This window comes from Neobacillus vireti, assembly GCF_036962465.1.
GTDB lineage: Bacteria > Bacillota > Bacilli > Bacillales > Cytobacillaceae > Neobacillus > Neobacillus vireti_B.
The window spans coordinates 17,863-38,958 of the sequence record NZ_JBALNF010000016.1 but is presented as its reverse complement, the minus strand read 5'-3'; the positions used below and the strand labels follow the sequence as shown (position 1 = coordinate 38,958).

General features: G+C 40.6%; 18 protein-coding genes and 1 tRNA gene. 14 read left to right on the top strand and 5 right to left on the bottom strand.

The window, feature by feature from the left end:
- Positions 1 to 39 precede the first annotated feature (39 nt).
- The 3 genes from V7077_RS07060 to V7077_RS07050 all read left to right on the top strand — a co-directional run bounded on the left by V7077_RS07060 (position 40) and on the right by V7077_RS07050 (position 3,528).
- A complete protein-coding gene (locus V7077_RS07060) occupies positions 40 to 1,140 on the top strand; it encodes an NAD/NADP octopine/nopaline dehydrogenase family protein (protein WP_335499836.1) in 1,101 nt (366 codons plus the stop codon).
- On the top strand, positions 1,127 to 2,143 hold the full coding sequence (locus tag V7077_RS07055; protein WP_335499834.1) for a 3-hydroxybutyryl-CoA dehydrogenase: 1,017 nt from the start codon (positions 1,127 to 1,129) through the stop codon (positions 2,141 to 2,143). Before V7077_RS07060 ends, V7077_RS07055 begins: the two co-directional genes overlap by 14 nt.
- A gap of 71 nt (positions 2,144 to 2,214) precedes the next feature.
- Positions 2,215 to 3,528 (top strand): MFS transporter, encoded by a 1,314-nt coding sequence (locus tag V7077_RS07050; RefSeq protein ID WP_335499830.1) that lies wholly within the window; start codon positions 2,215 to 2,217, stop codon positions 3,526 to 3,528.
- A 312-nt stretch (positions 3,529 to 3,840) separates the two neighbouring features.
- On the opposite strand, the gene V7077_RS07045 is transcribed toward V7077_RS07050, so the two are convergent.
- Positions 3,841 to 3,914: transfer RNA gene (locus V7077_RS07045), tRNA-Arg, on the bottom strand.
- Between the two features lie 204 nt (positions 3,915 to 4,118).
- Positions 4,119 to 4,859, bottom strand: coding sequence for a YwaF family protein (locus V7077_RS07040; RefSeq protein WP_335499828.1), 741 nt, complete (start codon positions 4,857 to 4,859; stop codon positions 4,119 to 4,121).
- A gap of 392 nt (positions 4,860 to 5,251) precedes the next feature.
- Between V7077_RS07040 and mutS the strand changes: the two genes are divergently transcribed.
- Together mutS and mutL are read left to right on the top strand one after the other, a co-directional pair.
- Positions 5,252 to 7,864, top strand: a complete 2,613-nt coding sequence (gene mutS / locus V7077_RS07035) for a DNA mismatch repair protein MutS (protein ID WP_335499826.1) — start codon at positions 5,252 to 5,254, stop codon at positions 7,862 to 7,864.
- Positions 7,865 to 7,877: 13 nt separating this feature from the next.
- Positions 7,878 to 9,806 (top strand): DNA mismatch repair endonuclease MutL, encoded by a 1,929-nt coding sequence (mutL, locus tag V7077_RS07030; RefSeq protein WP_335499824.1) that lies wholly within the window; start codon positions 7,878 to 7,880, stop codon positions 9,804 to 9,806.
- A 393-nt stretch (positions 9,807 to 10,199) separates the two neighbouring features.
- Here the strand turns inward: mutL and mreBH are convergent, their stop codons facing one another.
- Positions 10,200 to 11,207, bottom strand: a complete 1,008-nt coding sequence (mreBH, locus tag V7077_RS07025; RefSeq protein WP_335499821.1) for a rod-share determining protein MreBH — start codon at positions 11,205 to 11,207, stop codon at positions 10,200 to 10,202.
- A 306-nt stretch (positions 11,208 to 11,513) separates the two neighbouring features.
- Here mreBH and miaA point away from each other — a divergent pair, with 306 nt between their 5' ends.
- The 3 genes from miaA (at position 11,514) to spoVK (ending at position 13,865) form a co-directional block, all read left to right on the top strand.
- A complete protein-coding gene (miaA, locus tag V7077_RS07020; RefSeq protein ID WP_335499818.1) occupies positions 11,514 to 12,470 on the top strand; it encodes a tRNA (adenosine(37)-N6)-dimethylallyltransferase MiaA in 957 nt (318 codons plus the stop codon).
- A 26-nt stretch (positions 12,471 to 12,496) separates the two neighbouring features.
- Positions 12,497 to 12,727, top strand: coding sequence for an RNA chaperone Hfq (hfq, locus tag V7077_RS07015; RefSeq protein WP_215040877.1), 231 nt, complete (start codon positions 12,497 to 12,499; stop codon positions 12,725 to 12,727).
- A 190-nt stretch (positions 12,728 to 12,917) separates the two neighbouring features.
- On the top strand, positions 12,918 to 13,865 hold the full coding sequence (spoVK, locus tag V7077_RS07010; RefSeq protein ID WP_335499811.1) for a stage V sporulation protein K: 948 nt from the start codon (positions 12,918 to 12,920) through the stop codon (positions 13,863 to 13,865).
- A 28-nt stretch (positions 13,866 to 13,893) separates the two neighbouring features.
- On the opposite strand, the gene V7077_RS07005 is transcribed toward spoVK, so the two are convergent.
- Positions 13,894 to 14,532, bottom strand: coding sequence for a trimeric intracellular cation channel family protein (locus V7077_RS07005; RefSeq protein ID WP_335499809.1), 639 nt, complete (start codon positions 14,530 to 14,532; stop codon positions 13,894 to 13,896).
- Between the two features lie 196 nt (positions 14,533 to 14,728).
- On the opposite strand from V7077_RS07005, the gene hflX reads away from it, so the two are divergent.
- The 4 genes from hflX (at position 14,729) to glnA (ending at position 19,191) form a co-directional block, all read left to right on the top strand.
- The gene (gene hflX / locus V7077_RS07000; protein ID WP_420489620.1) at positions 14,729 to 15,994 is read left to right on the top strand and encodes a GTPase HflX; all 1,266 of its coding nucleotides are present in this window, start codon (positions 14,729 to 14,731) and stop codon (positions 15,992 to 15,994) included.
- A gap of 14 nt (positions 15,995 to 16,008) precedes the next feature.
- Positions 16,009 to 17,277 carry an aminotransferase class I/II-fold pyridoxal phosphate-dependent enzyme gene (locus V7077_RS06995; protein ID WP_335499804.1) on the top strand — a complete coding sequence of 423 codons (1,269 nt, stop codon included), beginning with the start codon at positions 16,009 to 16,011 and terminating at the stop codon, positions 17,275 to 17,277.
- Between the two features lie 141 nt (positions 17,278 to 17,418).
- Positions 17,419 to 17,820 carry a MerR family transcriptional regulator gene (locus V7077_RS06990; RefSeq protein WP_335499803.1) on the top strand — a complete coding sequence of 134 codons (402 nt, stop codon included), beginning with the start codon at positions 17,419 to 17,421 and terminating at the stop codon, positions 17,818 to 17,820.
- Between the two features lie 36 nt (positions 17,821 to 17,856).
- On the top strand, positions 17,857 to 19,191 hold the full coding sequence (gene glnA / locus V7077_RS06985; protein WP_335499800.1) for a type I glutamate--ammonia ligase: 1,335 nt from the start codon (positions 17,857 to 17,859) through the stop codon (positions 19,189 to 19,191).
- 105 nt (positions 19,192 to 19,296) lie between these two features.
- Here the strand turns inward: glnA and lexA are convergent, their stop codons facing one another.
- Entirely contained in the window at positions 19,297 to 19,920 is a 624-nt protein-coding gene (gene lexA, locus V7077_RS06980) for a transcriptional repressor LexA (protein ID WP_335499798.1), read from the bottom strand.
- Between the two features lie 161 nt (positions 19,921 to 20,081).
- On the opposite strand from lexA, the gene yneA reads away from it, so the two are divergent.
- Both yneA and V7077_RS06970 read left to right on the top strand, forming a co-directional pair.
- A complete protein-coding gene (gene yneA, locus V7077_RS06975; RefSeq protein ID WP_335499794.1) occupies positions 20,082 to 20,402 on the top strand; it encodes a cell division suppressor protein YneA in 321 nt (106 codons plus the stop codon).
- Between the two features lie 12 nt (positions 20,403 to 20,414).
- A complete protein-coding gene (locus tag V7077_RS06970) occupies positions 20,415 to 21,062 on the top strand; it encodes a YneB family resolvase-like protein (RefSeq protein WP_335499792.1) in 648 nt (215 codons plus the stop codon).
- The last annotated feature ends 34 nt before the right edge of the window (positions 21,063 to 21,096 follow it).

Sequence of the window (21,096 nt, the reverse complement as noted above, 5' to 3'; positions counted from 1 at the left end):
GTTAAGTAGTCAATCATTATAAGGATGGTGTTAAACTGCATGAAAATTGCTGTGATTGGTGGAGGTAATGGTTCTTATGCTGCCGCGGTTGATTTAACAGAAAAGGGGCATGATGTGAGGCTTTGGCGAAGGGATAAAAATGCCTTCCAAAAAGTACTTGAACAACAACAAATTCTATTAAAAGACTATCTTGGCTCAAGAATGGTTTCATTAGATCTGGCCAGCACAGATATCCGGAAGGTTGTTCAAGGTGCTAAATTAATTGTCATTCCGCTCCCTGCTTTTTCCCAGGAGTCAATCGCAAAGCAACTTGCACCGGTCCTTGAAGACGGACAAGTCATTTACTTGGCCCCGGGAACATTTGGAAGCTATCTGATGGCAAAAACTTTGGAAGAAGAAGGATGCCGGGCGAATGTTGTTTTTGCTGAAACTGGTACACTCCCATACCTATCAAGAAAACACGATGAACAATCTGTTTCCATATCTGGGAGAGCGACACGACTTCCAACAGGTGTTTTTCCTAGCAATCAATCAGACTATGCCTTCAAGATTTTAAAAGAAGCATTTCCATCAATAGAGCCAATTCAAGATGCACTTGACGGTGCTTTAATGAATGCAGGACCGATTATTCATCCTCCACTTATATTAATGAATGCTGGTCCGATTGAACATTTTGAAAAATGGGACATTCATAATGAAGGAACCCAACCCTCTATTCGTAAGGTTCATCAATTGTTGGATGCTGAAAGGATCAAAGTAAGGGAAGCATTAGGCTATTGTGCACCCCATTTTCCACTAGATGATCATTATAATCCTAATGGAGAAGAATGGATGTATGGGAATGGAGCACATGAAAAATTAGTAGACGGTAAGGATTGGTTTGAACCTCTCAATTTATATAACCATCGCTATATGAAAGAGGATATTGCTTGCGGTTTGGCCTTTCTTGTTTCTATTGGAGAATGGATGGGAGTCCCTGTTCCAACAGCGCAAGCACTGCTTCAAATAGCTTCAGCAGTAGCAGGAGAAAATCTTCGGGATACTGGAAGGACCATGGAAAATCTCAAGCTTTCATCAAAAACAAAGGGTGAACTAAAAGAAGTATTAAAAAAGGGCCTGCATCATTATGAAACACGTTAAAGAGTCCATTTTAATCGCAGGAGTTGGACGTATGGGCAGAGGCATTGCTGTTGCTTTTGCCTATCAGGGTCATCCAGTAGTACTTGTTGACATAAAAGAAAGGAGCCCGGAAGAATTCAAGCAGCTTAAGTCAGAAACTGAGGCAGAGATAAATAGTCATTTAAAGATACTGGAAATATCTGATGTAATACCTGCGGGAATGGTCAAGGAGATTAGCCAAATAATCAGTATTTGTCGTTTGGATGATTCTTTTCCCATTTGGAAGGAAGCAAGTATTATATTTGAGGCAGTACCGGAAATTGCCGAAGTAAAAAAGAATGTATTCTCCCAGATTTGTACTTTTGCTTCTAAAGATGCCTTAATAGCCTCAACTACATCTTCATTTTTGGTAAATGATCTAGCTGAATTTGTCACCCATAAAGAGCGTTTTTTGAATACACATTGGTTAAATCCTGCCTACTTGATGCCTCTTGTAGAAGTTAGTCCTGGAAACGAAACAAGTAACGAGAACTTGGAGCAAATGTTTCAACTTCTTAAGGGGATTGGAAAGGTGCCAGTGAAGTGTGCGCCATCTCCTGGGTTTATAGTGCCAAGAATTCAAGCGCTCGCAATGAATGAAGCAGCACGTCTGGTTGAAGAGGGAGTTGCTTCAGTCGAAGATATTGATAAGGCATCCAGGATAGGCTTTGGTCTAAGATTCGCAGTTTTAGGGCTTTTGGAATTTATTGATTGGGGAGGAGCAGACACTCTTTTCCATGCAAGCCATTATTTAAAAAAATCTTTAACCGACGATCGGTTCTTGCCGCCTGAAATAGTTGAAGAGAAAATGCACAGTGGAAATATTGGATTAAAAACGAAAAAGGGTTTTTATCATTTTGATGAAACCAATATTGATGATTATCAAAAGGAAACGATGAAAAAATTTATTGATTTACTGAAGCACATGAGACTAATTCAGTCTCCCGAAGAGCTTATCATAAAATCAGAAAAAGTATCAAGATAATATTCCGAATAATTAAAAAACTCGAGTTGAATAGTAGTGAAACATTGATAATACTATTTGGAGGAATGTAAATGGAAAATACTACGTATAAAAAAATGGGAAGAAGAGCAGCGGTTGCTGCAACAATTGGTTCAGTTATTGAATGGTATGATTTTTTCTTATACGCCACTGCTTCAGCATTGATTTTTCCAAAACTGTTTTTTCCTTCAGCGGATCCATATCTAGCTACCTTGCAATCTTTTGGAGCATTTGCGATCGGTTTTATCGCCCGTCCGATCGGTGCAGCAATATTCGGCCATTTCGGTGATCGAATTGGACGAAAAACTGCACTAGTATTAACGATGTTTATAATGGGATTCAGCAGTTTAGCCATAGGCCTTCTGCCTACTTATGACAAAATCGGTATGTGGGCACCGACATTGATTGTTTTATTACGTTTGATACAAGGAATTGGAGTTGGAGGAGAATGGGGAGGTTCAGTTCTTCTTTCAATGGAATGGGGAGATAAGAAAAAGCAAGCCTTAATGGCTGCGTGGCCGCAAATGGGAGTGGCCTCAGGTATGCTGGTAGCTTCTATCATGGTTTCCTTAATTATGACGATATCTGGTGATGGGTTCTTTACATGGGGATGGCGAATTCCATTTCTTTTCAGCTTTGTTTTACTTATTGCCGGTTTAATCATTCGAGCAAAGATACCGGAGACCCCGTCCTTCCGTAATGTACAAGATGAAAACAAGGTATCACGTCTTCCTGTATTGGAAGTATTGAGGAAACATCCTAAGGATATTCTATTAGCTGCTCTAGTTCGCCTATCTGAAAACGGTCCATTCTATGTTTACACAGTTTTAATGATCAACTACGGGGTTGAACAGTTTTCATTGAACAAACAATTTTTAATTAATGCAAACACCATTGGTGGTGTTATTATGGCCATTTGTATTCCGCTTTTCGGTTATTTAGCAGATCGATTTGGCATTAGGAAAATGTATTTGATTGGAGTAGTAACAACCTTATTATGGGCATTCCCATATATTGGACTCATTAATACAGGGATTCCAATCGTTGTTTTCTTGGCGACGGCTCTTGCCATGGTCCCACATAGCATGCAGGTTGGTCCGCAAGGTGCTTTTGTTGCACAAAGCTTTCCAGCAAGATTAAGGTATAGCGGTCTTTCTCTTGGATCACAGTTTGGGTCCATAATTGCAGGCGGAATTGCACCGTTAATATGTACGTACCTAATGCATCGGTTTGGCACTTCCTATGCGGTTAGTTTTTACATTATTTTTGTTGCAATCGTAACATTTAGTGCTTCGCTTCTTGTTAGAACAGCTCCTAAAATCGAAACGGAAGATTCTAAAGCAGAAGCAGCAGTTTCATTACTATAGATTCAGTACGTCTCATAAGGATTAACTAAAGAAGAATTTTTTGTACACAAAACAATTTTTATTAAATTGAATAAATTACAACCCGTTATCTCCTTCTGTATTATTAATAATATCAAAACTTTAAGTTCGGAATATTCTCCCGCTTTTTGTTGGAGGATTTATAATGGTAGAGTGTAATGTGAACGATTATAAAGGTGTCTCTGTTTTTGATGACATTAATTTCTGTGAAACGAATAATGAAAAAGATGATTCAATAGTGAAATTTTGACAGATTAAAACAGTAAAACCCTTGCAATCGCAAGGGTTTTTAGACGTCCCGAAGAGGATTCGAACCTCCGACCTACAGTTTAGGAAACTGTTGCTCTATCCTGCTGAGCTATCGGGACAAATTTAATAAAACATATCTAGTTTCCTAACGCAATAAAGTATATCCCGTCCTGATCTCAGAAAGATTAATCAAGAAGCTGCTCGATCAGTACGCTGTAGCAAAACCACTGAAGCGGATTCAATCGTGCTGAGCTATCGGGACAAATATTAGGAACGTTATTTATTATAATAATTAAATTAACAAAGGTCAATAAAAAGATCGGTTAAGGCATTGGGAGGTTCCTCTCTACCTCCATTTGTCTTGCTGTTTTTTCTCGAAAGAGGATCCACACAATTAGACTTAATGAAATTAATAGGCCTTCCAATGATAAGATATACCAAGGATAGGGGCCAAGAACATCTAACAAACTTGTGCCATTTGGTTTGTGACTCAGAAACATATAATTTCCTCCCACCAACTTATTAATCAGCATAATAATTGGCATCAGGACATTTAAAAAGATAAACAACTTCACAACTGACCAAAAGGTAGGGCGATATCCTTTTACCCAAGTGAAATAGAGTGGCACAAGAATGCTCATTAAGTGTGTATAAAAGAAATGAAAAAATCGAAAATGCGGAAAATCATAATTTAGTAATGGAGTGAAAATCGCCTGGGATGCACCTAACAAAGCCGTAAATAACAAAATTTCATAAATGAACTTCTTTTTAAATAGCAATAGGATCACTGTTAATATGAGGCTAATGCTGCATAATTCTAGAGGAATCGCATGACTAACATGCCAACTGCCATTGATCACCATCCAAACATGGTAGGTTGCTTCTATTATAATTAGCGAAATGGCTGCGCCAATCTCCCAAGGTCTTAATTTTTCAGACTTCAATTTATCTCTATACAAAAATAGGCAAGTTGCACCTATGACTAAAAGAGCAATTACGACAAAATGGCTTACGGAAAACATGTCAAAATCATAATTTTTGTAGCTTTTGCCAAACCACCCCATACATAAATTCCCCCTTTAATTTGCATCATACCATGGTTTGCTTACGGAAATAGTCGAAAGTATGGATCATTTATTCTATTAATTTGGCAAATATTCAATGGGTGCCTGACACCATTCGGATATGATATAATAGTTTGTCGAAGAAAATCGAAAATAAGATAAGTAATAGTGAACAAGAGCCAAATGGGTTTTCATGAACTCGTTATGAGGACAGAGAAGGCAAGAAACGATTCAACACGGTCCGCATGAACCCTTTATGAGGACAAGTTAAGCAAGAAATGCACCAACCATGTCTTCATGAACACGTCTCTAAGGACAAAGAGCGGTTCTTAAAAAACACCCAATCAAGAGGGGAATCCCTTAAATAAAAGATTAATATCCTGGAGGTCATTATGGCTGGTTATACGCCGATGATACAACAATATCTAACGATTAAGGCAGATTATCAAGATGCCTTTTTATTTTTTCGCCTAGGCGACTTTTATGAAATGTTTTTTGACGATGCCATCAAAGCATCACAAGAATTAGAAATCACGCTGACTAGCCGCGAGGGCGGCAGCGAAGACCGAATCCCCATGTGCGGTGTGCCTTACCATTCTGCTCCAAACTATATTGAACAACTGATTTCCAAAGGCTTTAAAGTGGCAATTGCGGAGCAAATGGAAGACCCAAGAGAAACCAAAGGCATGGTCAAACGAGAAGTTGTTCAGTTAATCACACCTGGTACCGTAATGGATGGAAAAGGGTTAACGGACAAAGAGAACAACTATCTCGCATCCATTACAGCCTTTGACGACCAAACCTATGGATTTGCCTACAACGATATCTCAACAGGTGAAAGCCGGGTTACCCTTCTTTCCAATAATTTTGATGAAGTTCTCAACGAATTGGCTGTTCTAAGTGCGAAAGAAGTTGTGGTTGCCAGTAATTTTGATGGGGAACTGCAAAAGAAGATGCGTGAACGCGATGTGCTGGCAATTTCGATAGAGGATAATAGTTCAATAGAAATGAACTTTGCCCATCTGCTCGAAGATCTGAATCAAGAAAAATTAAAGCAAACGGCAGCAAGACTGTTTCATTATTTATTCCGCTCGCAGAAGAGAAGTCTAGACCATTTGCAGCCTGTAACGACCTATCAAATTCAGCAATATATGAAAATTGATTACTATTCAAAACGAAATCTCGAATTAACCGAGACGATTCGCTCGAAAGGGAAACGAGGTTCCTTGCTATGGCTGCTTGATGAAACCAAAACAGCCATGGGTGGACGGATGCTAAAGCACTGGATCGATCGGCCTTTGATTCAGCAATCAGAAATTGAGCAGCGGCATAATCTGGTCGATGTGTTAATCCAGCATTATTTTGAGCGTCAGGAACTGCGTGAAAACTTAAAAGAAGTCTATGATTTAGAGAGATTAGCCGGACGAGTGGCGTTTGGAAATGTAAATGCCCGCGATTTAGTCCAGCTAAAACGCTCCTTAATGCAGGTACCCTTTTTAAAACAAATCCTTTTTGGAATGCAAAATGAGCAAATGAATGAAATTGCTGAAAAGCTTGACCCGTGTGAAGAGGTAACCGACCTGCTGGAACAGGCCATTGTTGATAATCCACCGCTTTCCTTAAAAGAAGGAAATATCATCCGGGACGGCTATCATGATCAGCTCGATCAATATCGAGATGCCAGCCGAAACGGAAAAACGTGGATTGCCCAGCTAGAACGAGAAGAACGCGAGAAAACCGGAATTAAGTCTTTAAAGGTTGGTTATAATCGGGTATTTGGCTATTATATCGAGGTTACCCGTGCGAACCTTCACCTTTTAACAGAAGGGCAATATGAGCGGAAACAGACGTTAACGAATGCTGAACGCTTTATTACACCGGAATTAAAAGAAAAAGAGGCATTAATTTTACAAGCGGAAGAAAAATGCGGAGAGCTGGAATATGATTTATTCACGGGAATCCGCGAAATGGTTAAGGAACAAATCCCGCGTTTACAGGCATTGGCCAAAGCCGTTAGTGAATTAGACGTTTTACAATGTTTTGCTCAAGTCAGTGAAGAACGCCGCTATGTCAAGCCGCAGTTCTCGAATGAGCGTCGGGTCGTACTGAAGGATGGCCGTCATCCGGTTGTTGAAAAAGTGTTGAACACACAAGAATATGTGCCAAACGACTGCATGATGGACAGCGATCGTGAAGTCCTGTTAATCACGGGACCAAATATGTCCGGTAAAAGTACGTACATGCGGCAAATCGCTCTGATAGCGATATTGGGGCAAATTGGCTGTTATGTACCGGCATCAGAAGCGGTATTGCCGATTTTTGATCAGGTCTTTACCCGGATTGGGGCAGCGGACGATTTGATTTCTGGACAAAGTACCTTTATGGTGGAAATGCTTGAGGCAAAAAATGCGATTGCCAATGCAACGCAAAACAGTTTAATTTTATTCGATGAAATTGGCCGGGGAACATCCACCTATGATGGGATGGCCCTTGCGCAGGCGATTATTGAATACATTCATGAGCGAATTGGTGCAAAAACCTTATTTTCAACCCATTATCATGAGCTAACCGTGTTGGAAGAAGAACTTTCGAAGTTAAAAAATATCCATGTTAGTGCGATTGAACATAATGGCAAGGTTGTTTTCCTTCATAAAATTAAAGAAGGTCCAGCTGATAAAAGTTACGGTATTCATGTTGCGCAGCTCGCGGAACTACCGGCGGAGTTAATCAAACGGGCGAGTGAAATTTTAGCAGAACTGGAACAGACAGATGCTCAGACGGCTCCATTGGAGAAAGTGGTCGAGCAGCCCGTTGCAGAGATAGAAAAACCAGTTGAGCAGCCGGCCCAATTATCCTTTTTCGATGAGCCCGCATCACCGAAAAAAGCGGAGCCAACTCCTAAAGAAAAACGCGTTTTAGAGAAAATTAAAGAAATCGATTTATTAGATGTGACGCCACTTCAAGCTATTAACCTGCTGTATGAGCTCCAGAAAAAGTTAAAGTAAGGGGGCTTTATTGATGGGCAAGATTATTCAATTAGATGAAATTTTATCAAATAAAATTGCGGCAGGTGAGGTTGTCGAACGCCCTGCCTCTGTTGTAAAAGAACTGGTTGAAAATGCGATTGATGCCGGCAGTACGGTGATTGAAATTGAAATCGAAGAGGCCGGGCTCGCTAAAATCCGCATTACAGACAACGGCTATGGGATTGAGGAAGAGGATGTATTACTTGCCTTTCAGCGCCATGCCACCAGTAAGATTAAAAATGAAAATGATTTGTTCCGGATTCGGACGCTCGGATTCCGTGGCGAAGCCCTGCCGAGTATTGCCTCCGTTTCCAGACTGGAGATGAAGACCTCCACAGGCGAAGGGGCCGGAAACAGAGTGGTGATTGAGGGCGGCAAGGTTGAAGTTTTTGAAAAAGCATCAGCTAGACGCGGTACCGATCTTACGATTACGGATTTATTTTTCAATACGCCTGCCCGTTTGAAATATATGAAAACCATTCATACAGAGCTTGGCAACATTACGGATGTCGTGAATCGATTGGCGCTTTCCCATCCTGAGGTAGCATTTCGGTTAATTCATAACGAGCGGAAACTGCTGCAAACGAACGGAAACGGCGACGTCCGGCAAGTGTTGGCAGCGATTTATGGAATGGCTATTGCAAAACAGCTTGTCCCGGTTTCCGGAAAATCCCTAGATTATACGATTAGCGGTTTTGCCTCGATGCCGGAAGTAACGAGGGCTTCAAGAAACTATATTTCTACTATGATTAATGGACGTTTTATCAAGAATTATGCTCTGGCTAGGGCGATTCAGGAAGGTTACCATACATTGCTTCCAATCGGACGATATCCGATTGTTCTTCTTAATATTGAGATGGATCCGCTCTTAGTTGATGTCAATGTGCATCCATCGAAAATGGAGGTCCGCATCAGTAAGGAAGCCGAACTGAATGAGCTGGTCACCACGATGATTAAGGATACCTTTAAATCGAAAATCTTGATCCCAACCGCCTATACACCCGTGAAAAAAGAAGAACCCAAATCTGAGCAAACGGCGTTCGTTTTGGATGAAGGGACGCCATTGACAAGTAAGCCGGTAGAAACTCCGTGGGAGCGTCCGGTTATTACTCAAACGGTTCAGGAATCGACGCCTATTTCGGTTCCAAGATTTGATTCGATTTCAGTTAAGCAAAAGGTACCGGAGTTTACAGTTTCGGAGGAAACTACTTTTGAACCGAATGAGGAGACGTTTGAACAGGAGTATTCCGATTATGCGTCAACGCCTGAAAGCGAACCAAGTGATGTTCAACCGCAGACGGAGTACCATGCACCGGCTGATCCTGATGAAGTCACAAGCAGGATCCCTCGTCTGTACCCAATCGGTCAAATGCATGGGACATATATATTTGCACAGAATGAAAATGGCTTATATATTATCGACCAGCACGCTGCTCAGGAACGTTTGAAATATGAGTATTTCCGGGAAAAAGTAGGACAGGTTCAGCCCGAGCTGCAAGAAATGCTTGTGCCGATTACCTTGGAGTATTCAACCGATGAATATGTCAAAATTACTGAGAATCTTAGTGAACTTGAAAAAGTCGGCGTCTTCCTTGAGGAATTCGGTTTAAATAGTTTTATTGTCCGCTCCCATCCGCAATGGTTTCCGAAAGGGGAAGAGAAGCAGATTATTGAGGATATGATTGAACAGGTATTATTGATGAAAAAGGTAGATATTAAGAAGCTTCGGGAAGAGGCGGCGATCATGATGAGCTGTAAAGCCTCGATTAAAGCGAACCGACATTTGCGCAATGATGAAATCCAGGCACTTCTTGATGATCTCCGCAAAGCATCAGACCCGTTTACCTGTCCGCACGGCAGACCGATTATCGTCCATTATTCGATATATGAAATGGAGAAGATGTTTAAACGGGTGATGTAGTATTCTATTGTGACCGTGAGATCGTTATTAAAGGTGGAGGGGTCACAATAAAAAAGAATTGTGCCCGTGGACTTCGAAAAAGAGAGTGGAGCGGTCACAATAAAAAGGAATTGTGCCCGAGGAATCCGAAAAAGAGGTGGAACGGTCACAATAAAAAGGAATTGTGCCGTGGACTCCGAAAAAGAGAGTGGACGGTCACAATAAAAGAGAATTGTGACCGTGGACTCCGAAAAAGAGAGAAGCCGGTCACAATAAAAGATAATTATGCCCGTGAACTCCGAAAAAGAGAGCACACAGTCATTATGAAAAAGAATTGTGTCTCTAGAAAGAAACACAAAACTATCAAAATAACAAAAGGCTGCAGGAAAAAATCCTGCAGCCTTTTAAAATATCCTATTTTACCCCAACATGAATCTTATTAATAAACTGCAAAGCCTGTCCAGTCCCAACAGCAACAGATTCCAATGGACTTGATGCCAGCTGAACTGGAACAAAAATTTCCTCACTCAACCAGGCTTCCATTCCATTTAACAACGAACCGCCGCCAGTCAGAATCACGCCTCTATCGACAATATCACCGCTCAACTCAGCTGGGCAATCCTCGAGTGTAGCACGAATAGCCTCCATAATATGCAGCAAGGATTCTCTAATCGCATTCCGAATCTCATAGGATGATAGTTGAACCGTTTTTGGCAGCCCAGTTACGAGATCGCGGCCGCGCACATCCATAAACTTTTCCTCATGATCAATCAGGGCATAACCAATTTCCATTTTAATATTCTCAGCGGTTCTTTCCCCAATTAATACATTGTACACTTTGCGGACATGTTGAATAATATCGTCATCCAAACGATCGCCGCCTATTTTAATAGAATGGCAGGCTACTACACCGCCAAAGGAAATAATCGCTACTTCCGTATTCCCGCCGCCGATATCAACGACCACATTGGCAACTGGCTCATCAACAGGCATACCTGCCCCAATTGCTGCAGCAACAGGTTCTTCAATGAGTGAGATTTTTTTTGCACCCGCATTTCGGACTGCATCCTGGATGGCTCTGCGCTCTACACTCGTAGAACCTGATGGAATGCAAACCACCACATTCGGCTTGCGAAGGGCAAAACCTAACTTCTTGGATGCCTTTCGCATCACGTTTTTAAGCATTTCAGTAGTGACATCAAAATCAGCGATAACCCCATCTTTTAATGGACGAATGGCGATAATTTTTTCCGGTGTCTTACCGATCATCTCTTTCGCTTCGATTCCAACTGCAACTACATTTTTTGTCTCTGTATCTATTACCACAACCGATGGCTCGTTAAGTACGATTCCTTTACTTTTGCTATATACCAATATATTAGCGGTTCCTAAATCAATCCCAATATCAAAATTAGAAAGCATTTTTTTCACCTATTCCTCAATTTTTAAATACATTAAAAGCTACGTTTAAGCCTAACATGAATGTGGGGGTTAAAAGCTTTTTGTAAAAGAACCGTTATCGATTTGTAACCTTATCAATTAATTTGTCATAATTTGAAGGAAGATGTTATAAAAATTTCATTTAACTAAAAACGCATAAGAAACAAATTTTTTGTATATACTTGTTTGATGTTCTACTGCTTTTCAAAATTGTGTTAACATGTAGTGATGGCAGCAGTGAAAAATAGTCTCCATTACTGAAAAAAAGCATAAGGCAGTGAGAAAATAGTGGATTTCAACCAAAAATTAATCGTTATTATTGGCCCTACCGCAGTGGGAAAAACAAATTTGAGCATCGAAATGGCCAAACGCTACAATGGTGAGATTATCTCGGGTGACTCCATGCAGATTTATCGGGGTATGGATATTGGGACAGCAAAAATAACGAAAGAAGAAATGCAGGGTATCCCGCACCATTTAATTGATATCAAGGAGCCGGAAGAAAATTTTTCCGTTGCGGAATTTCAACTCTTGGTTCGTGCTAAAATAAATGAGATTGCCAAAAGGGGAAAGCTTCCCATCATTGTTGGCGGGACAGGGTTATACATCCAGTCCGTCATTTATGACTATCAATTTTCAGATGTACCTGGTGATGAAGCTTTTCGGCTTGAGCTAGAGGAACGAGCAAAGCAAATTGGTAATGAAGCATTGTACAAAGAATTACAAGCGGTTGACCCAGAAAGTGCCGCACAAATTCATCCGAATAATGTAAGAAGGGTGATCCGGGCACTGGAGATATTCCATTTGACAGGTAAAACCATGCAGGATTTTCAAAAAAAACAGCAGCCGGATCTGATGTATGAGACAGCGCTTGTTGGATTATCTATGGATCGGGAAAAGCTTTACGAGCGCATTAACCGAAGAGTAGATTTAATGGTTGAGCAAGGACTGCTAGATGAGGTAAAATCCTTATACAACCAAGGCTTACGTAATTGCCAGTCGATTCAAGCGATCGGATATAAAGAGATTTATGATTATTTAGATGGCAGCGTGACCTGGGAGGAAGCAGTTGAGCAGCTAAAACAGAACTCGAGGAGATACGCAAAAAGGCAGTTGACTTGGTTTCGTAACAAAATGGATGTACAATGGTTTGATATGACATATGTGAAAAATTTCTCAAAAAAAATAGCGGAAATTTCACAATATGTTGAAGGAAAGCTTCAAGTAAAATCGAATACATATTAGTAGAGATAAAAGAGGAGGATATACTAATGAAAACAACCATTAATATTCAAGACCAATTTTTAAACCAGTGCCGTAAAGATAACACCAATGTAACGGTGTTCCTTCTAAATGGGTTTCAATTAAGAGGCCAAATTAAGGGCTTTGATAATTTTACCGTTTTATTTGAATCAGAGGGTAAACAGCAATTGGTATTTAAACATGCTATTTCCACGTTTGCACCACAACGCAATGTCCAGCTTGAATTGGATAATCAATAAAATAGTTTCAAAATGGAGCCCTCATGCCTAGGGCTCTTTTTTTTCTAAAAATAAAGGAAATCTTCTTTAATGAATTGCAACGGTTGTGAATACACATAGAGGGAAGGATTATGCCTAACCTAAAACACTTCTGAGTAGCTTAAATCATGCTACCTTACGTATACTGTCTGCAGAATGAGAGGTGATAGCTTTGGATCAACCAATTCGAACGAAAAGTAACGGCCAAATAAGGGTGGTTCTCAACTCACATGAAAGAACTACAGTAAGAAAAGAGGTACCCGATTTCCAAGTTGTTCCAAAGGTCATTCCCCCAGAGCACACCGCACTTAAAGAAATTGAAGAAGAGCTCGGGGCATTGGTTGGCATGGAAGAAATGAAGCGCATGATTAAAGAAATTTATGCTTGGATTTATGTGAACAAGAAGCGTGAGGAAATGGGGCTGAAGGCCAGAAAGCAAGCCCTCCATATGATGTTTAAAGGGAATCCTGGAACAGGAAAAACTACGGTTGCCAGGTTAATTGGCAAGCTTTTTCAAAAGATGAATGTACTCTCCAAAGGCCATCTCATTGAGGCAGAACGGGCCGACCTTGTCGGTGAGTATATTGGTCATACGGCCCAAAAAACGAGGGATTTAGTAAAGAAGGCTCAAGGAGGAATCTTGTTTATTGATGAAGCCTACTCATTAGGACGTGGCGGGGAAAAGGATTTTGGCAAGGAAGCGATTGATACACTGGTCAAACATATGGAGGATAAGCAGCATGAGTTTATTTTAATACTAGCCGGGTATTCGCGGGAAATGAATCATTTTTTAACATTAAATCCTGGTCTCCATTCGCGGTTCCCCTTGGTGATTGATTTTCCCGATTATAATATCGAACAGCTGATGGATATTGCCGGCAGGATGTTAAAAGAAAGAGAGTATACGCTAAGCCATGAGGCTGAGAAAAAATTAAAGGACCATTTGATTTGGGTAAAGGCAGTTTTAAATCCTAATAGTTTTTCAAACGGCAGGTATGTCCGCAACGTAATCGAAAAATCAGTTCGGGCGCAGGCAATGAGGCTGTTGATGCTAAATAGCTATGACAGACATGAATTAATGACCCTTCGAAGTAATGATTTAATATTTGAGGAAGATTAATAACAAATATAAAAAATCGGCGGAATCATTATCCGCCGATTTGTTTTTGATTATGGATTTCTTGGGAAACTCCAAGATGTCGGGAAGGAAGCTTCCAATCATAGGTATAAGACAGTACTCGCAAGCCGGTTACGATCACAAATAGGATATATAATTGCCATGAATCAACAGCAATTTCAAGACCAATCATTAGACCAGCCAGGATAGCCCAAACAGCATAAATTTCCGCCCTTAACACAATTGGTTTCCTGCCGGCAAGCAGATCACGAATAATCCCCCCGCCAATCCCTGTTAAAACTGCGGCCACAATCACCGCACTTAGCGGATGGTTCATTTTCTCGGCATAAATCGCACCTTGAATCGCAAAAGCGGACAGGCCGATGGCATCAAATAGGTTGCCCCATTTTTGCCAATGCCGTAACAGGTTAGCAGGAAATAAAAACACCGCTGTAATCGACAATAAGGCAATTTGAAAAAATAATCCCTGTTCCCATAAGGCTGATACAGGTACACCAATTAACAGATTTCGGATCGCGCCGCCGCCAAAAGCTGTAACAATTCCTAAAATATAAACTCCGAATATATCATAATCCTCTTCCATTGCTACGATTGCACCGCTGATAGCAAAGGCAATGGTTCCGATCATACTTAAAACTTCCCAAGTCATAGTTGATTTCCCCTCTGTAGTAAGGTCACAAAAACACATTGCAAATAGTAAAAACCGATCTCAAACGAACAATAAAATTTTATCACGATAAGGGAAAAATACAACATTTATTTTATGATCTAAAAGGTTGAGGAAAATTAGTGATTACAAAGTTTTTTTGTTATGATGAGAGATAAGAACAGTTAAGGAAGGAAGGATGCCTGTGGAACAAAAGGAAACGAAAGAAAAGGTCATTCTTGTTGGCTGTCAGACAAACGGGGATGAGGATTCACGTTTTGACTATTCGATGGAAGAGTTAGGAGCTCTAACTGAAACCGCTCAAGGAGAAGTCATCGCTTCAGTAATCCAAAAACGAGACCGTGTTCATCCCGCAACCTATATTGGCAAAGGGAAAGTAGAAGAACTGAAGGCACTCGTGGAAGAGCTTGAGGCGGACATCGTCATCTTTAATGATGAACTTTCACCAAGCCAAAAAAGAAATCTGGGCTCAGAAATAGAAGCACGGATTATTGACCGAACCCAACTCATTTTAGATATATTTGCACAAAGAGCACGCTCAAAAGAAGGAAAGCTGCAGGTTGAGCTAGCACAGCTGCAATACATACTTCCCCGATTGGCAGGACAAGGTACAGCGCTATCAAGACTTGGTGCCGGAATCGGGACTAGAGGGCCAGGGGAAACAAAACTAGAATCAGATCGGCGACATATTCGCCGCAGAATCGATGATATTAAGGGCCAGCTTTCCGTTATTGTTCAGCACCGAGACAGATACCGGGAACGCAGGAAGAAAAATAAGACCTTTCAAGTCGCGATCGTCGGTTATACAAATGCAGGCAAATCGACACTTTTTAATCGGTTATCAGAAGCGGAGTCATATGAGGAGAACCAGTTGTTTGCGACACTCGATCCGATGACGCGCAAATTGATTTTACCAAGTGGCTTCTTAGCCTTAATAACAGATACAGTAGGATTTATTCAAGACCTGCCAACCACTCTGATTGCCGCATTCCGCTCAACCCTTGAGGAAGTAAAGGAAGCGGATTTGCTTCTCCATGTGGTCGATATGTCCAATCCAGACTACTATCAGCATGAAAAGACGGTGAAAAAGTTACTTGATGACCTAGAAGTAAAAGATATCCCGCAAATAACCGTGTATAATAAAAGAGATATTCAACATCCCGATTTTGTTCCCACTGCGGATACGACTACCGTCTTCATTAGTGCCTTTGATGAAAAGGATCGTCATACGTTAAAGGAACAGATCGAGAGAGTTGTCATGGATATGATGGAGTCCTACGAAGTGCGCATTCCTTCTACGGAAGGGAAGCTTCTTTCACAATTGAAAAACGAGACCATCCTCCGGGAACTTGTTTTTGATGAGGAAGGACAAATTTACCGTTGTAAAGGGTACACGCTCGCGGATCATCAAATCTCCGGACAACTACAGAAATTCACGATATAGATTGGAGTAACAACATGTTTCAACAGTTGCAAAATGGGGAAAAGCTTTACCCCCTTGTTAAAAAAGTGGAACAGCAAATTGCTGAAGTACATAAAGAAATAGATGAAAAAATGGAAAATAACCAATTTCGTGTCTTGCAAAGCTATCAAAAGCACCGGGTCAGTGATTCGCACTTTATGCCATCTACTGGCTATGGCTATGATGATATTGGCAGGGATACCTTGGAATTAATATATGCTGATGTGTTTGGTGGAGAAGCTGGGCTTGTCCGCCCCCAAATTATTTCTGGTACCCATGCGATTTCTATTGCCTTATTCGGTGTCCTAAGACCAGGAGATGAACTCCTCTATATCACCGGTAAACCATATGATACGCTTGAAGAAATCGTTGGGATTCGCGGTAATGGAGTTGGCTCCTTAAAGGAATTTGGGATTTCTTACGAAAGTGTCGCCCTAACAGATGAAGGGGCGATTAATTGGGATGGGGTTGCCGGAAAAATAAAACCAAACACCAAAATGATTGGCATTCAACGCTCAAAAGGGTATGCAACTAGACCATCGTTCACGGTAGAGGAAATTGGTCAAATGATTTCCTTTGTCAAGGAAATAAAACCTGATCTTGTGGTTTTTGTTGATAATTGTTATGGTGAATTCGTAGAGGAACAAGAACCATGTCATGTTGGGGCAGATTTAATGGCTGGATCGTTAATTAAAAACCCTGGCGGGGGGCTTGCGAAAACAGGCGGGTACATCGTTGGAAAAAAACAATGGGTTGAGGCTTGCTCTTACCGAATGACATCACCTGGGATTGGCGCGGAGGCTGGTGCTTCCCTATATAGCCTTCAAGAAATGTACCAAGGATTCTTTCTGGCGCCGCATGTGGTGGGCCAGGCATTAAAGGGGGCAGTCTTAACTGCTGCTTTGCTCGAACAATTGGGAATGAATTCTTCCCCAAAATGGGATGCCAAGAGAACGGATCTAATTCAATCCGTACAATTTGATGATCGCGATAAAATGATTTCTTTCTGTCAAGCTATTCAATTCGCGTCACCAATTAACTCCTATGTCACACCACATCCAAGTTATATGCCAGGCTATGAGGATGATGTAATCATGGCAGCAGGAACGTTTATTCAAGGAGCCAGTATTGAATTAACGGCGGATGGCCCGCTTCGACCACCGTATGTTGCCTATGTTCAAGGTGGATTAACCTATGCTCACGTGAAAATGGCCATTTGTTTAGCGATTGATCACTTAATCGAAAAAGGACTATTAGATTTTTAATCGGGCATATTAATGGTTAGAAAAAATCTTGTACAAAATATTCTTTAAAAACCATGTAAGAAAATCTTACATAACATTGACATCTTTTCTTACACGAAATATAATAGCAGTATGATTTACCAGTAAGGGAGGAGAAATTTGGTGAGTGGAAAAGAAATTCGTCGTTCCATGCCATTGTTTCCTATCGGAACCGTCATGCAGTTAACAGAGTTAACCGCACGGCAAATCCGCTATTATGAAGAACACCAATTGATTTCTCCAGCAAGAACCGAGGGAAACAGACGTCTATTCAGTCTAAATGATATTGATAGACTGTTAGAAATAAAAGACTTGATTGACCAAGGTGTGAACATGGCTGGAATTAAGCAATTGTTCTTGGTCAAGGAGCAGCAATCAAATATAGTAGAGAAACAAACGGAAAAAGCAAAACAAGACTTAACAGATGAACAACTTAGAAAGCTTCTCCGCAATGAATTAATGCATACAGGCAGAAACAATCGATTTACATTACGCCAAGGCGATATGTCTCGATTTTTCCATTAATGTTAATCATTCTTTATGAAAATAGGGGGAATTAAAATGGCAAAGTATTCAAGAGAAGACATCCAACGGATGGCGAAAGAGGAGAACGTAAAATTTATCCGTCTTCAATTTACCGACATTCTTGGCACCATTAAAAATGTTGAGATTCCAATTAGCCAATTGGAAAAAGCACTTGATAACAAAATGATGTTTGATGGTTCGTCAATTGAAGGATTTGTTCGAATCGAAGAATCTGATATGCTTCTATATCCAGACCTTAACACATGGGTAATTTTCCCTTGGACTGCTGAAAAAGGAAAAGTAGCTCGATTAATCTGTGATATCTATACACCAGAAGGAAAACCTTTTGAAGGTGACCCACGTAATAACTTAAGAAGAGTATTGAAGGAAATGGAAGAACTCGGATTCACAAACTTCAATCTTGGACCTGAGCCAGAATTCTTTTTATTCAAATTAGACCAAAAAGGTGAACCAACTTTAGAACTTAACGACCAAGGCGGTTATTTTGACTTAGCACCAACTGACTTAGGTGAAAACTGCCGTCGTGACATCGTTCTTGAGCTAGAAGAAATGGGCTTTGAAATCGAAGCTTCCCACCACGAAGTGGCTCCTGGACAACACGAAATCGATTTTAAATATGCGGATGCCTTAACAGCTTGTGACCAAATTCAAACGTTCAAGCTTGTTGTAAAAACAATTGCCCGTAAACACGGATTACATGCAACATTTATGCCAAAACCTTTATTCGGTGTGAATGGATCTGGTATGCACATGAACCTTTCATTATTCAAAAATGGGGAAAATGCATTCTATGAGCCAACTGGTAACCTAGAAATGAGTGATACAGCACGTCAATTTATTGCTGGTATCCTAAAGCATGCACCTGCCTTTACAGCAGTAACAAACCCAACTGTAAACTCTTATAAGCGTCTAGTACCTGGTTATGAAGCACCTTGTTATGTAGCATGGTCTGCTAGAAACCGTTCACCACTTATTCGTATTCCTGCATCTCGTGGTCTTAGCACACGTGTAGAAGTACGAAGCGTGGACCCAGCAGCAAATCCATACCTTGCAATGGCTGTTTTACTAAAAGCAGGTTTAGATGGAATTAAAAATAAATTAACTCCTCCAGCTCCAGTAGACCGCAATATCTATGTAATGAGTAAGGAAGAGCGTATCGAAGAAGGTATCATCGATCTTCCAGCAACACTTGCACAAGCGTTAGATCAATTAAGCGCTAATGAAGTAATCGTTGCTGGTTTAGGAGAGCATATCTTCGAACACTTCGTTGAAGCAAAAGAAATCGAGTGGGATATGTTCCGTACGGTTGTTCACCAATGGGAACGCGATCAATACATGAGCACATACTAAAAACAGTAAAAAGCCTTGGCGCTCGTCGCCAAGGCTTTTTTATGTAAGCTGGTAAATCATTCACACAAAAAATAATAGAGAGCTAAAAAATCAGCTCTCTTGGATTTAATGAATATGACGATAAACCCCAATCACTTTCCCTAGTATCGACACATTTCGTAAAATGATAGGGTCCATCGAAGAGTTTTCCGGCTGCAGGCGGATGTAATCTTTCTCTTTAAAGAATCTCTTACAGGTTGCTTCATCATCCTCTGTCATCGCGACAACAATTTCTCCATTATTGGCAGTCTGCTGCTGCTTGACGATTACATAGTCTCCGTCGAGAATGCCCGCCTCTATCATACTTTCACCCATGATTTCTAGCATAAACACTTGCTCATCTGCAGGAGCCAGGGTTTCAGGAAGTGGAAAATACTCTTCGACGTTCTCAATGGCTGTAATTGGTAAACCTGCTGTTACCTTACCAACAACAGGAACATTGACAACTTTGTTTCTAGGAATCTGTGCGGCTTCATCCGCATCTAGTATTTCGATCGCTCTTGGTTTAGTAGGGTCTCTTCTAATGAGGCCTTTACTCTCTAAACGCGCAAGGTGACCGTGAACAGTAGAACTGGATGCAAGCCCTACCGCTTCACCGATTTCCCTGACGGAAGGAGGATATCCCTTACTTTTAACCTCGTCCTTTATAAACTCCAGGATATCTTGCTGTCGCTTTGATATCTTTACCATGATAAAATGCACCTCGCCTGGTTAATGTTGTCTTTATTATAGCATGTTGCCCCATACTATACAAACATAAGTTCGAGAAAATAGTTGACAGCAAACAAACGTTCGGACTATAATGAAATCAAATCAAAAGAGAACATATATTCTTATAAGAGGTGCGAAACATGAAAAAAATATGGAACCAATACTCGTATGCTATTACTCTTATTATTTTAAGCTGCACATTTGCTATCTTCTTATCATTAAACCATCATTCCGATGAACAATATGTAAAAGTTACTATTTCTGAAGGGGATACACTATGGAAGATTTCTGACCAATTTGAAGGTCAGCATTCTCTATCACATAAAGAATTCGTAAGCTGGGTCAAAAAACATAATGAAAATATCAAAGATCAAATCTATCCTGGTGAAAAAATTGTGATTCCAGTTAGTAAAAAGGAATCCTCCGAACCAACACAACTTGCAAGTGCACCAAAGGAATAGAAGGGAAATGGAATGAAAGCAATTATATACTGCCGTGTCAGTACCAATAAAGAAACACAGGAAACCTCTTTAAAACGTCAGGAAGAAGAATTAATCCTGCTTGCACATCAGTGTGGATTCGAAATCGATACCATTATCAAAGAACAAGCTAGTGGTTATGATTTTGAAAGAGATGGAATACTAGAGGTATTAGAGAGAATAAAAGAACCACAAGTTCAGGCCTTGTTGATTCAGGATGAAACACGGCTGGGAAGAGGGAATGCCAAGATTGCCCTCCTGCATTGTATTATAAAAGAAGGAATTCAACTTTATAGCATTTCTCATAATGGTGAATTACAACTGTCTGAATCAGATTCAATGGTATTAAAAATCGTTAGTATGGTGGAAGAATATCAACGGAAACTGCATAATGTAAAAATTAAACGCGGCATGAAACGGGCCGTAGACCAAGGCTACCAACCGGAAAAAAACTTAAAGAATCTTGGACAATCCTCCGGCAGGGACAAAATCGAAGTGCCGATCGACCAAATTATTCGACTGCGGGACAATGACTTGACGTTTGCTGAAATTGCCGCCACCCTTAGAGGGTTTGGGTATAATGTTTCAAAAGCCACCGTTCATCGAAGATATCAGGAATATATAGAATCACAGAATCAGTAGCCCTTTACTTGTCATAAAGGGTTTTTTTTAGTAA